Genomic DNA, 13851 nt, shown 5'->3' on the forward strand with positions numbered 1-13851 from the left:
TCTGGTCTATAGCTTTCCATCTGTGTTTTATTTGGGCTAAGTGCTTAAATCTTATTGAGGTGACCTACCCGTCTTTTACTACACAATTTTTATTATAAATTTTAGTGTTTTTTTGCCTTATACTGCGTGTAAATTTTTTCTTGATTAAAATTTACTTGTTAAATATATTCTTCTTTGTTGACTAATTTTTTTTACATTTTGTAGTTTGGGTGCTGTGAATATCCTTTTTTTTCGAACTGAATATTGTTTAAACTGCTTAATATTCAGACTGTTTACCCTTCTATTAACGACTAAAAACATATAGAGTCGTCAAACGGCTAATCATTTAAAATTTAATATTATTTATAACTGGGTTTTGTTATTGTTATTTGGTTTTAGAGTCGTTTGTTTTCAGGTGTTTATGGTTTTTTTGCTTAAGTTATAATTTGAATACTGTTATTAATGTCGTTGTAATGGGCTTTCGGAAGGTTATATATACCTTAATTACATTGCTTCTTTTCATAAAATTGTAATGGGGAAAATGCTAAAGAAATTTTGCTTTGCATTTTGATTTTCTTACAAAAATTAATGAACAGGATTAAAGGGATTAAGACATGAAGGGATTACTACGATTATTTGCATTATTGGTGTTGTTTGCTACTTCTTCTATGTATGCACAGCTTTCAAATTTTAATTTGAATTTGAGTAAAACGGATGAAACATGCCAAGGTAATGGTTCGCTTACTTTTTCAGTATCTAATGTTACGACAAACGCAGTAATGTTATATAAGGTATTTAAATTGCCAAATACTACTAGTCCGCTATCTATACAATCAACTACATATTTAGGAGGGTTGTCATCGGGAACTTATAAAGTTGTGGCTATTCAGTCACTTAATAGTTCTCAAAATACCAAAGAGGCTCAGGTTACAATTCAGAAAAACGTAGTGCCATTTGCCTTTTCTGTTTCTTCTACAAATAACAGTTGTTTACAGGGGGGGAATTTAACTCTTTCAGCTACATCTGGTAATATAGCCAGTTGTGAGATTATTTCGGGCCCTGAAACCCGACAGCTTCAAACTTCAACTACATTTGCTAATCTTCAGTCGGGTGTATATAACATAAGAGCTTATGACGATTGTGGTATTGCTAAGGTAAAAACATTTAGTCTTTCATTGATTAATGCTGAACTTAATATATCTGACCCTACATTCCAGGAGAATTTTTCGGCGCCTTGTGATTCTATAACGGTTGTAAATACGATTACACCTTCGGCCGGGGTAATTAACTATCCGATTACTGTTCAGCATAGTATGGATTTAGTAGATATAAGCGGGCAAAGTATTGTAACGCAGCAAACCTTTACTACAGGAGATCCTGCTTCGCTAACTGTTACAGCTGTAGTGCCCAGGTTACAGGATCAATCTTATTCTTATGAACTTTCTGTTACAGACAATTGTAACACGATTTATATGAAGGATGATAATGTGGTGAACCCTGATCTTAAGTTGGTTTTAGCTGTTGGTGATGCCCCTTGTGCTGAGAAATTCCTGAAAATAACCGCATCTAAATTTAAAGATTCTTATACTGTTAATTTTATCAGTTATCCTGATGGCTTTGATCCTACTTTGTTTAATGTTACTCCCCAAGGGCCATTTACTACTGCTGCAGTAGATTATGGAAGTGCTACTAACCCAGTACCTTTCGGAACTTATGTAGTGCAGATTACCGATGCCTGCGGAAGAACTAAAACAGAGAGTATTCTTATTGAATTTATTAAACCATCACCATCTGTAGGCGGATATAACAACGGATGTTTTGCACTTTTTGGAGGTATAAATGCTTCTGTGCCACCACAAAAAATTGTTACAGCGTCTATTATAGCAGCACCAAGTACTTATACAGCTACTTTGCCTCAGGATGTGTCTTCATTTATAAATCCGCAAGGAACTCTAAAAGTGGTAAATCTACCATTAGGTAGCTACACCGTTGCATTTATAGATGAGTGTGGGTTTGATTATCAAAAGACCGTTACCGTTCCTGTTTACTCGGATAAAGGCCTAAATGTTGCCGCACTTCCCAGCTGTGTAGCACAGTTCGGTTCGGCAAGATTTAGGAGTGGAAACGGCGATTTAATTAATGCCCAAATAACCCAAGCTCCTGTTGCTTTTGGTCAAGTATTACCATACGATCTTACTCCTGTACTTACTGCAAATGGTGAGCTTTATATGGCTAACCTACCTGAAGGTACATATAAATTTTTAGGTACTGATGAATGTGGCGTTACTGCTGAAAAAGAATTAAATGTAGAAGGTTATATTGCTCCGGCAGTACCGTTTATTTATACTCCAAATTGCGGAACTTTTAATGTAAAAGTTACAGATGACGGTAACGGTATGGAAGGTGCTACTTACTGGCTTCAGAAATATTTTCCTGATACTAATACATGGGGGCATCCGCAGACCGGAGGTGATTATACAGAAGGTGAGGAGCCTGCTACTACAAATGCAATAAGGCTTTATAATAACTCACAAAAGTCTAACCTTAGCTATTCCGGTAAATTCAGGATAATTAAGAAGTTTGAAACTTTTAGCGAAGGTACTTCTCAGAATACTAAATGTGTAAGTGTGATGGGGGAGTTTGAATATAACGATGTGCTTTCTGTTAGTGTTGCTTATACAATGGCTTGTACCGGTGCTCCGAGGGATGTAGTTATAGAGTATACCGGTAATCCTACGTCTTTTAAAATCATTAAAAAGAATGGCGCTGCGTTTAATTTTAACAACGGTTCCAGCAACGTGTTCCATGATCTTGAACCGGCAGAATATGTGTTCCAGATACAAGACGATTGTGGAAACATAATTACTCAATGGTTTAATTCTGTTGATATGCCTTCTATAAGTGCTGCACAACAACCTACAGATATGGTAGAATGCGGACAGCCTGGCGGAGGTACTACAGGCCAAAACTTTAACCTACCTTCTAAAGATGCTGAAATATTGGGACCATTATACAGTTCTCTATATACCATAACCTATTACCTGACTGAAATAGAAGCAGAAGCTGCTGAGAATCCGCTTCCTGCTGATTATGCTAACATTCAAAATGGGCAGCAAATATGGGCAAGGCTTCAGCATAATGAAATAGATATTTGCCATGCACTTACATCATTTAAACTGTATGTGGGCGAAGTACAAACCGTGGCAATACAAACACTGGGTACTATTTGTAACGAAGGTTCTGTAACACTTACAGCCGATGGAGGTTTTGACGATTATGTATGGAGCAATGGAGCCAGCGGACAAACCATTACAGTAACAGAACCCGGAAACTATACCGTAGAAGCCCGTAAAAATTATGGTAACAGCTACTGCTCTGCATTTGTTTCTTCTGAAATTATTGAATCTACTACGGCTAAAATTACCGATTTAGAGATTGCAGACTGGACAGACGACCATAATGCTATTGTGGTTCACGTAGAGGGTATAGGGAACTATGAATATTCTATAGACGGCATTAATTACCAGACAGATAATACATTTACAAACCTGGAAACAGGAGTATATAAAGTATATGTAAAAGATATTAACGGTTGTGGTGTAGCATCACAAGACGTAGCTTTGTTAAACTATCCGAAGTTTTTTACTCCTAACGGAGATGGTGCAAACGAAAAATGGCACGTTAAATATTCATTTAAAGAGCCTGATTTTGGGGTAACTATCTTTGATAGGTACGGTAAGCTTATCACCACGATAAATGCATCCAGCGCAGGCTGGGACGGTACTCTAAATGGCATCCAACTCCCTAGTACAGATTACTGGTTTGTGGCAAAAAGAGAAGACGGACGTGAACTCCGGGGACACTTCTCACTGATAAGATAATTTCGGTACGGTTTGATTGTAAAAAAAGCCTTCTGTTCAGAGCAGAAGGCTTTTCATTTTTACGTGTTTATCTCTAGGTCTCTTATATAATCTTCATATTCATAAAAGAAACGCTCAAAAGCATCCATGCTTATATTAAAGAAGCGGAACGTAGCAGCCCAGCTGGCCATGTTATACAGGCTAATGCCGTTTAACTCTACCCAAATGCGGCTTATTACTTTTCCGTTTTCCAGGTAAAAGTTGCGTTCTAATACTGCTTCGGGTAAAAAATCTTCGTGAAGTATGGTTTTTAGCGACTCTATTTTTTCATAATAAATAGTCCTTTTATCCTCTTCCTTGGGTTCTATATCCAGCATTACCTGCGCCTTTTTATTATCTACATAAAATTTAAACGACACATCTTTTATGCGGGTGTTGTATAACAGCCACTTACGGGGATAAGCTTCCGAAAAGGCCGTCCAAAACTCCTTTTTCATCTTCTGGGCTTCGGCTTTACTAAACATAGCGGTATATTTTTTTGTATCTTTAAGCAATAGTTACTGCAAAAAGAATGCTTTTTTCTGAGTTTACCAATTATCTTCCAAAAATAGTAGCCCAGCAGCTTCCTGCTATAAATGCACATGTTATTATGGCGCCGGCAGAACGCAGGCCTACCTTAGAGCCTGATTATTACCAAAAATACAATCCGAGACAATCGGCAGTAATGATGCTTTTTTATCCCCGAAACGGGCAGGCTACCTTGGTGCTTACAAAAAGGCACAGCTATGCAGGGGTACATTCGGCACAAATTTCTTTTCCGGGAGGAAAGGCTGAACTTACCGATAAAGACCTGGCTTATACAGCGCTGCGGGAAACTGAGGAAGAGGTAGGTATACCTATGGGAGATATTCATGTAGTAATGCCTTTTACTAATATTTATATACCACCCAGTAATTTTTTAGTGTCGCCGTTTTTAGGAGTACTTAATGATGAACCGGGATTTATCCCTTCTCCTGCCGAAGTGGCTAAAATAATAGAGCTTCCGCTGAGTACCTTGCTTGATGATGCTACTATAGTGAATGTTCCCATTCAAACATCGTATGCTGTTGAAACCAGCGTACCGGCGTTTAATGTAGAAGGTAATATAGTATGGGGTGCCACGGCCATGATACTGAGCGAGCTCAAAGAAACAATAAAAAGCGCATTGAAATAATTTCAATTTTGTAAATTTGCCTCTATTTTGTAAACAAATATGGGTTTATTTAAAAGAAATCCGTTCGGGCATATATTATTCTTAAAACGGTGGATGATTTTTGTATTTGGGGTACTTACCCATCGCCGTTACCGTGGCTTTAACCGTCTGCAAATAGACGGTTCTGAAATATTACGCGACCTGCCCGATACAAACGTCCTTTTTATATCAAATCACCAAACGTATTTTGCCGATGTGGTGGCCATGTTCCATGTGTTTAACGCCAGCCTTAAAGGCCGTGAAGATAACATAAATAACGTATGCTACCTGTGGAAACCTAAGCTGAATATATACTATGTAGCCGCTAAGGAAACCATGAAATCTGGGCTTTTGCCGCGTGTACTTTCGTATGCCGGAGCCATATCAGTAGAGCGTACCTGGCGTGCCGGAGGTAAAGATGTAGACGTAAAACGCGATGTAAACCCTAACGATACTGAAAACATAAGGATAGCGCTTAACGATGGTTGGGTTATTACTTTCCCGCAGGGAACAACTAAGCCGTTTAAGCCCATTCGTAAGGGTACGGCGCATATTATAAAGCAGCACAAGCCTATAGTGGTGCCTATTGTTATAGATGGTTTCCGCCGCTCTTTTGACAAAAAGGGACTGAGGCTGAAAAAGAAAGGTATCTTTCAGTCGTTTGTAATTAAAGAACCGTTGCAAATAGACTACGACAACGAAACCATAGAACAAATAGTAGAGAAAATAGAATACGCTATAGAGCAGCACCCAAGCTTCCTTAAAGTAATACCGCTGGAAGTACTGGAAGCTAACGAAGAACTGAACAAGCAGCGTAGCTGGGATGCATATTAAAAATAAAAAAGTCTGTCTGAAAAATTTCAAACAGACTTTTTTATTTTAACCTCGGGGGGGGCTTTATTTAACGGCTTCTACTTTATAGCCTTTTTTGCGTAGTAACAGTATTACGCCGTTTTCACCGCCCAGGTGTGCTGCGCCTACCGCAAAAAGGGTAGGGGTGGCTTTAGCGGCTTCTTCTATTTTAGGAATCCAGCTTTGGTTACGTTCAGTAAGCAGTACATCGGCGTGGTTGCCATACATTTTACTGTCTTCATTATCCATATAGTCTGCTATGGCTTTCAGGTTTTGGCTTTTGTATATGGCGTCCAGCTTTTTGTTTTCTTCCTTTTGCTTGTCCAGTCCCTCTTTAGCCATATCTACCAGCTCTTTCATTTGCTCTTCATAAGGGATAGCATCAAAAATAGCCATTTGCTTTTCTACTGTTTCCAGCCCAAAAATCTGCTCGTTCTGCTCTTTTGTAGCCTTCATGAGTTCCATTTCTATAGACTCCACCGGGCATTCCATCATTTTTGGTGCTATCATCATAGCTATAAGTCCGGGTTTAAAACTGTCCAGTAAGGTGGCCGGCATACCCAGGTTTGTATTAAGGAAATCACTAACCAGTTTAAAGTCATCAGTGCTAACCATTTTACTCATCTTCTGGCCGTTTTTCATCATTATGCCGTCCATCATTTTGGCTTGTAATCCTGGGTCGTCCATGTTTATTTCCAGGTACAGCTGTTTTGTGGCTTTTAGTGCCGACAAAACCCTGGGGTCCAGAGAAGCATCGCAGGTAATGTGTATGGTGCCAAACAGGTACGATGGTTCCTTTAGGCCATTGCCCGATATTTTCCATACAAGCGAGTTGTCCAGCTTTTGGCTGTAGCCAATGAATGAAAGTAACCCAAGTATCAGTGCAAATAACATTCTCATAGCCCTGTCATTTTTTTAAGTTCACGATAGTTCTTATTCAGTTTTTTCAGTAGCCTGCCGTAAAGTAGATAATAAACCAGCGCTATAAAACCGATAACCAATAACAATGTAATTACGGTAACTATAACAAGAACTTTGCCGTCAATGGTTTCATCTATATTCTGGTTACTAAAAAGTAGTGCACCGCAAAAACTTGCCGTAGATATCATACCTATGTTATAAATAACGTAGGCTGTAACAATACGCCTTACCCTTATGATGTTTTTTATAAGGCCCTTAACCGGCTTTTCGGCCGATATTTTCCGGTAGTTCATGTAAAACAATACAATAAAGGTAATTACAACTACGTAGTTAATTTCTTCCAGTACATAAATAAAGCGGGGCAGATTCTTAAAATCGGCAATGTCAAAAGCAGAGTTTGTAAGCGACACAAGCCCCCAAAATGCAAACTCCAGTATGCTGATGATAAGTATCCACTTTACAATAGAAGACGAGCGCTTGTGCAGCATGGCGTATATATCGCCTTCAGAAACCTTAGGGTAGGCTTCCTCGTTTTTCTGCCAGTGGCTTTTTAGTTTATCCAGTTCGTCCATATTCTTTTTTAGGGGTTTAATAGTTTTTTAAGTTTGCCTTTAATCCTGTTCATCTTCACACGTGCATTCACTTCGCTTATGCCAAGTGTTTCGGCTATCTCTGTATAATCTTTATCTTCCAGGTACATAAAAACCAGCGCTTTTTCTATATCGTTAAGCTGGTGTACTGCCTGATAAAGTTGTTTTATATGTTCTTCTTCCTCGTAGTTATATTCTTCCTGGTTTACCTTGTGTAGTGTAGAATCAAACTCTATAGTGTTTATGGTACGCCCTTTTTTCCGGTATAGGGTAATGGCAGTATTAAGGGCTACACGGTATGCCCATGTGGTAAACTTGGCATCGCCCCTAAACTGTGGGTAGGCTTTCCAGAGCTGTATGGTTATCTCCTGGAAAAGGTCTTTGTGGGCATCCTCATCATTGGTATAGAGTCTGCACACTTTGTGTATCAGGTTCTGGTTTTCCTGGAGCTGTTTTACAAATTCCTTTTCTGCGGTTGCACTCATGCCGTATAGGTATGCTTAACGGTTAAAATGTTACAGTAGTTGTTACAATTCTTTATCCTTGTAGTAATTAATAAGCAGGCCGGTAAACTTGCTGTAGGTTTCCATACCGTCTTTTTGCTCGTTAGCTTTCAGGTAGTTGTCATAAATATATTCGGAAATATCTTCTATAAACGATTCGTATTTTTTATTAAAATCTTTACTCTCCTTAAAGTTTTTCCGGATGCCTTTATTTATCCCTTTGGCTATGCTTTTGGCCTTGGCCTCGTCAAATTTGGCAATATTACCCAAACAGTAGCGCAGCGCAAAAGTGTAGCCCGAATACTTAAAATAAACATCGTTACTATAAGTGCTGGCCATAAACCCGATGAAGTTGGCCTCACTTTCATTGGCATAACCTATCTGGTGGCTCATCTCGTGGCAGGTGGTGGTAGGAAAGTTGTACAGCGGAATTTTAATATTCACCTGGGCTTCATTGGTAAAAGGGTTCAGGTAGCCGCCAAACCCCATGTATGATTGCGGTACACTCATTAACGACGATTTAATACTTTGGTGATCATACGTAAAATACGGAAACGTCTTTGCAAGCTGAGCATATGCCTGCGGAGAACGGTCGTATATTTCGTTTATGGCGTAGGGTATTACTACTTTTACGGTATCGCTATGGGTTATTTGTAGGTGTAGGGCGTTGGTCTTTTTAATAAGCCTTTGCGTAAAATCTATCAGTTGCTCCTGGGTATATTCTTTTTCAATGCCCATTTTTTCGTGTAGGGGCATGCGCCTGTAATTTAATGCCCAAATTAGCGTAAAGGCAAAATACACCACAGACAGGCATGCAGCAACTTTAAGCAGATTAGCCTTGTATTGTTTTCGCCACGTTTTACGGGTTTTCCAAAACCAGCGAAGGGCAAGGATTAGTAGTATGGCATACATAATGTCTCCTACGGAAAAACCAATCCACCCCAGGAGGATACGCTCAAAACTGCTGATGTACGGAAAAATGCCATTGCTGTAATACTTTTCTACAAATTCAGGAAAGAATGAAAGTATGTTTACAATAACAATTTGTACCGGAAATAATATAGCAAGCAGTTTTGTGCGGTTCATGGATTTTGAAAAATGGTTGAGTAAATATAAACAGTATTTTTATTTAAGGCTAATGAACGGAAGTTTTTAACCCCTACCTTTGCAAAGCATTGAACAATTGAACAACAAACAACGAACAATATTATGAGCAACGAAATACGCAACCTGGAGCCAAAAGCGCTTTGGAATAAGTTTGCCGACCTAAATGCGGTACCCCGCCCATCTAAAAAAGAGGAGCGCGTTATAGCCTTTATAAAAGACTTTGGAAATGGTCTTGGATTGGAAACTATTGAGGATGAAGTGGGCAACGTAATTATTAAAAAGCCTGCCACCCCGGGTATGGAAAACCGCAAGGTCATAGTAATGCAGAGCCACCTGGATATGGTACACCAAAAAAATGCCGATACGGTTTTTGATTTTGATACCCAGGGTATAGAAATGTATGTAGATGGTGACTGGGTACGTGCCAAAGGTACCACCCTGGGAGCCGATAACGGACTTGGCGTGGCTACCATAATGGCTGTGCTGGAAAGTACTGATATTCCACACCCGGCTATTGAGGCACTGTTTACCATAGATGAGGAAACCGGCATGACGGGAGCCCTTGGCCTTAAAGGCGGATTGCTAAAAGGTGAAATACTGTTGAACCTTGATACCGAGGAAGACGATGAAATAGACATCGGCTGTGCCGGTGGGGTAGACGTTACTGCCGAACGCGGTTATGAAGCAGAGGAAGTACCTGAAAATTCATTAGGGTATAACATTACCGTAAAAGGATTAAACGGCGGCCACAGCGGTATGGATATAGATAAAGGGCTGGGTAATGCCAATAAAATAATGAACCGCCTGCTGTTTGACGGTTTTGAAAACTGGGGGCTACAGATTTCTGAAATAAACGGCGGCAGCCTGCGCAATGCTATTCCGCGTGAGAGCTTTGCTAAAGTAATTGTAAGCGATATTTTTGACGGAGCTTTCCAGCTGGATATGCAGGAAATCATTGCCGATATAAAAGCCGAATTTAAAACCACCGAGCCTAACCTGCAAATTGTTGTAGAAAAGGCTGAGGAACTGCCTGCCTCGGTTATGGACCTTGGTGTGCAGGAAGGCCTGTTGCGTGCTGTTTATGCTGCGCACAACGGCGTATACCGCATGAGCGCCGATATGGAAAACCTGGTAGAAACCAGTAACAACATAGCCCGCGTGATTGTAAAAGACGGTAGCGTATATGTGGGCTGCCTTACTCGTTCGTCTGTGGAGACAAGTAAGTTCGACCTGGCAAATGCCCTACGCAGTGCGTTTGAACTTACCGGTTGTGAGGTTACCTTCGGTGGTTCGTACCCGGGTTGGACACCAAATGTAAACTCGCCTATACTGGAAGTGCTTAAAGATATTTATACCAAACAAAACGGTACAGAACCGCATGTAGTGGCCTGCCATGCCGGGCTTGAATGTGGTATATTAGGGACTAATTACCCTGATATGGACATGATTTCGTTTGGTCCTACAATTAAAGGTGCACACAGCCCCGATGAGCGTGCCAGCATTTCATCGGCACAGAAGTACTGGAAGTTTGTACTGGAAATTTTAAGTAATATCCCGGTTAAAGGGTAACTTTAGTGTTAAGATAATACCTATAAAAACTTTTAGGTTTCTAATAAAATAAGAGAATGTCCCTGTCATTACGCAGGGGCATTTTTTATACCCATACTCCGGTTTCCACAATTCAAATAAAAATTTTAGATTGCGGTATCCAAACAAAAACCAGAATCATGAACGTAATCATCATCGAAGACGAAAAACCCGCAGCGCGCCTGCTGCAGCGCAAGCTCCAGAAATTTGGTATGGAAGCCACTACCATGCTGCACTCGGTAGAGGAGTCGCTGGAGTGGTTCGGTAACAATCCGCAACCCGACCTGATTTTCCTGGATATACAGCTTAGCGACGGGCTTTCGTTTGAGATATTTGAGGCCATGCCCATAACCAGTGCGGTGATATTTACCACGGCGTATGATGAGTATGCCCTGCGTGCCTTTAAGCTGAACAGTATAGACTACCTGCTGAAACCCATAGACGAAGACGACCTGGAATCGGCTGTAAATAAGTACAAGGAGCGCCTGCCGAAACAGGAGCCTGTATCACTGGATTTTGACCAGATAAAGCGTATGCTGGCCGGCGGTACAGCCGAAAAGGTGTATAAAAAACGCTTTACCATAAAAATGGGGCAACACCTTAAGATGATTAATGTGGAAGATATAGAGTGCTTCTACAGCGAAAACAAAGGTACTTATGCCCATACTACAGACGGACGTGATTACCTGCTGGAAAATACCCTGGAACAACTGGAAACAGAACTCGACCCGAAGCAATTTTATCGCATAAGCCGTAAGTTCATTGTATCAGTTAGTGCGATAAAAGATATACTGGTGTATACTAACAGCCGCCTTAAAGTAGTACTCCCCACGTATAAAGATGATGAGGTAATTGTTAGCCGTGAAAGGGTTAATGATTTTAAGGAATGGCTGGGTTAATTCTCTTGTAGTTATTTATTAGTTCTTTTAATACTGTTGTGAATTAATTGTTTGCAATAGAGTACTTATTAAAATACCCCTATTGGGGTATATGATTAAAACGTTTTCTTACAAACTTTGTACAGTAAATACTTACGAAAAAAAATAAGTATTTCTTTAATGATATAGCGCATTTTCTTTAGTGCTAATCATTACCGGGCAAAGTATAATCAATTTAATCAATAATTAATTTAAAGTATGAAAAGAACATTATTTTTACTTTTTATGTTTCTGAGTTTGGGGTCCTGGCAGGGATTTTCACAAACAATCGTTCAGAAATATACGGTGCATGGCACGGCTACCGGGGCTCAATATCTTAGTAACGGGCTTGAGGTAACGGCTACAAACTTTACTACATGCCAAACCGCTGCCACAATAAACATTAGTGTGTTAAGCTACAACGGAGTGTGGAGTAACGGAAACTATCAGTATTTTGTTAATGGTACGCAGATAGGCACAGGTTCTGGTACTAATACTGTTGATATAAGTGCTTATCTTCCTATTACCTCAGTAAAGGTTAAGAAAACCAATTACTCAGGCTGGGGACAGGTAGATTATACGGTAAACATAACTTCGCAGGTATCGTCAATTCCGCCGTCGGGACCATCTGTTACAAATGTAACCTATATGCAGGGGACAACAGCGGTACCTTTAGTAGCTACCATGAATAATGGGTGTACTAACCTGAAGTGGTATACGTCTAGTATAGGTGAAAATTATACGGCAACGGCTCCTACGCCTTCTACGGCTGCTGTGGGCACGTTTACCTATTATGTATCACAGGCGTATGCAAACGGATGTGAGAGTGAAAGAATGCCGCTGGTAGTAAACATTATCAATAACGCCACACCAGCTAACAACATCAATTTTGACGGCGTTGATGATGTAATAACGCTGAACAACCCGGTAACGTCGGATTTTACGATAGAATACTGGATGAAAACTACGCAATCCGGGATTAATAATAATAACTGGTTTGAATCAACGGGAATCATTGACGGTGAAGTTTTTGGTGCCCAGGACGATTATGGTATTGCTCTTACAGGGTCTAAAATAAATTTTGGAATAGACGATGTAAGCCTGCTTTCTACATCTGATGTTAATACCGGTAACTGGGTACATGTAGCTGCATCATGGAAGCAGAGTACGGGCATTATGAAGCTTTATATAAACGGAGTTTTAGAAGGAACGGCTACTGGAGGTACCAATTCCAGGGCCGTAACAAATATACGTTTCGGATGGGCGTTATATGAAGCTTTAGGATATTATCAGGGAAATCTTGACGAAATCCGTTTTTGGAATAAAGTACTTACACAACAGGAGATTGTAAATAAAATGAACTGTGAACTACATGGTAACGAAACCGGTTTGGTAGGCTACTATAAGTTTAACCAGGGATATGATCTAGTTAATAATACAAGTGTAACTTCTGCAATTGATTCAAGCTCATCACTGAACAACGGAACCCTTAGCGGTTTTGCACTGGTTGGAGCTACTTCTAACTGGACCTCGGGTTCTGTGGTTACTACCGGAGTTACTGTTCCGGCTGTTCCTACAGCAGTTGCTCAGAGTTTTTGTTCAGGCGCTACGGTGGCTTCGTTAGTGGCAACAGGAGGTGGCGGGACTTTAAAATGGTATGCTTCGGCTACATCAACTACTGCGCTGTCATCTTCGCAGGTATTGTCTACAGGATCATATTTTGTTTCTGAAACCAATACAAATGGTTGCGAAAGCGACAGGCTGGAAGTAAGTGTAAGTGTTTCTACATTGCAGGCTGCAATTTCAAGTCAGGTTAACGTTGCCTGTAATGGCGGTGCTACCGGATCTGCCACTGTAACTGCTACGGGCGGTACCACAGGCTATACTTACCTTTGGAGTAATGGTGCTACTTCAGCTACCATAACCGGTCTTGCGGCCGGCGCATATACTGTAACGGTGACTGATGCTAATTTATGTACGGCCACAGCTACGGTAACCATTACGCAGCCTACTGCTTTATCGGCTTCAATTTCTTCTCAAACCAACATACTTTGTAATGGTGGTACAACAGGTTCTGCTACTGTAACTGCTACAGGCGGTACTACAGGCTATACTTACCTTTGGAGCAACGGTGCTACTACAGCTACAGTAACCGGTCTTGCGGCTGGTACTTATAACGTAACAGTAACCGATGCTAACGGTTGTACAGCAACTGCTTCTGCTGTATTAACCCAGCCTACAGCGCTTGCTGCCACTACAACGCAAACAAACATAATATGTAATGGCGGAGCTACAGGAGCTGCA

The 13851-nt window shown here is 40.5% G+C and carries 11 protein-coding genes; 6 read left to right on the forward strand and 5 right to left on the reverse strand.

Annotation, left to right across the window (positions count from 1 at the left end; all coding sequences use genetic code 11):
• Positions 1-779 precede the first annotated feature (779 nt).
• Positions 780-3860, forward strand: a complete 3081-nt coding sequence (locus ACLI1A_RS19310) for a T9SS type B sorting domain-containing protein (protein WP_411410339.1) — start codon at positions 780-782, stop codon at positions 3858-3860.
• A 59-nt stretch (positions 3861-3919) separates the two neighbouring features.
• Here ACLI1A_RS19310 and ACLI1A_RS19315 read toward each other — a convergent pair whose 3' ends face one another.
• Complete coding sequence (locus tag ACLI1A_RS19315; RefSeq protein WP_411410340.1) at positions 3920-4363, reverse strand: DUF4268 domain-containing protein; 444 nt, start codon at positions 4361-4363, stop codon at positions 3920-3922.
• A 47-nt stretch (positions 4364-4410) separates the two neighbouring features.
• On the opposite strand from ACLI1A_RS19315, the gene ACLI1A_RS19320 reads away from it, so the two are divergent.
• Positions 4411-5052, forward strand: coding sequence for an NUDIX hydrolase (locus ACLI1A_RS19320; protein WP_411410341.1), 642 nt, complete (start codon positions 4411-4413; stop codon positions 5050-5052).
• Between the two features lie 39 nt (positions 5053-5091).
• Positions 5092-5904, forward strand: a complete 813-nt coding sequence (locus tag ACLI1A_RS19325) for a lysophospholipid acyltransferase family protein (protein ID WP_411410342.1) — start codon at positions 5092-5094, stop codon at positions 5902-5904.
• A gap of 63 nt (positions 5905-5967) precedes the next feature.
• Here ACLI1A_RS19325 and ACLI1A_RS19330 read toward each other — a convergent pair whose 3' ends face one another.
• Genes ACLI1A_RS19330 through ACLI1A_RS19345 form a run of 4 tightly spaced genes read right to left on the reverse strand, consistent with a single transcriptional unit; the run spans position 5968 to position 9022 of the window.
• The gene (locus tag ACLI1A_RS19330) at positions 5968-6822 is read right to left on the reverse strand and encodes a TraB/GumN family protein (protein ID WP_411410343.1); all 855 of its coding nucleotides are present in this window, start codon (positions 6820-6822) and stop codon (positions 5968-5970) included.
• On the reverse strand, positions 6819-7415 hold the full coding sequence (locus ACLI1A_RS19335) for a hypothetical protein (RefSeq protein WP_411410344.1): 597 nt from the start codon (positions 7413-7415) through the stop codon (positions 6819-6821). Before ACLI1A_RS19335 ends, ACLI1A_RS19330 begins: the two co-directional genes overlap by 4 nt.
• Positions 7416-7423: 8 nt before the next feature.
• Positions 7424-7918: an RNA polymerase sigma factor gene (locus ACLI1A_RS19340; RefSeq protein ID WP_411410345.1), complete on the reverse strand. Its 495-nt coding sequence runs from the start codon at positions 7916-7918 to the stop codon at positions 7424-7426.
• Positions 7919-7960: 42 nt separating this feature from the next.
• The gene (locus ACLI1A_RS19345) at positions 7961-9022 is read right to left on the reverse strand and encodes a DUF3810 domain-containing protein (protein ID WP_411410346.1); all 1062 of its coding nucleotides are present in this window, start codon (positions 9020-9022) and stop codon (positions 7961-7963) included.
• Positions 9023-9145: 123 nt separating this feature from the next.
• Between ACLI1A_RS19345 and ACLI1A_RS19350 the strand changes: the two genes are divergently transcribed.
• From ACLI1A_RS19350 to ACLI1A_RS19360, 3 genes are all read left to right on the forward strand, one after another.
• Positions 9146-10612 carry an aminoacyl-histidine dipeptidase gene (locus ACLI1A_RS19350; RefSeq protein ID WP_411410347.1) on the forward strand — a complete coding sequence of 489 codons (1467 nt, stop codon included), beginning with the start codon at positions 9146-9148 and terminating at the stop codon, positions 10610-10612.
• 158 nt (positions 10613-10770) lie between these two features.
• Positions 10771-11529, forward strand: a complete 759-nt coding sequence (locus tag ACLI1A_RS19355) for a LytR/AlgR family response regulator transcription factor (protein ID WP_411410348.1) — start codon at positions 10771-10773, stop codon at positions 11527-11529.
• Positions 11530-11766: 237 nt separating this feature from the next.
• A partial coding sequence (locus ACLI1A_RS19360; RefSeq protein WP_411410349.1) for a LamG-like jellyroll fold domain-containing protein occupies positions 11767-13851 on the forward strand: 2085 nt, incomplete at its 3' end.

This window comes from Flavobacterium sp. RHBU_3, assembly GCF_046613565.1.
GTDB lineage: Bacteria > Bacteroidota > Bacteroidia > Flavobacteriales > Flavobacteriaceae > Flavobacterium.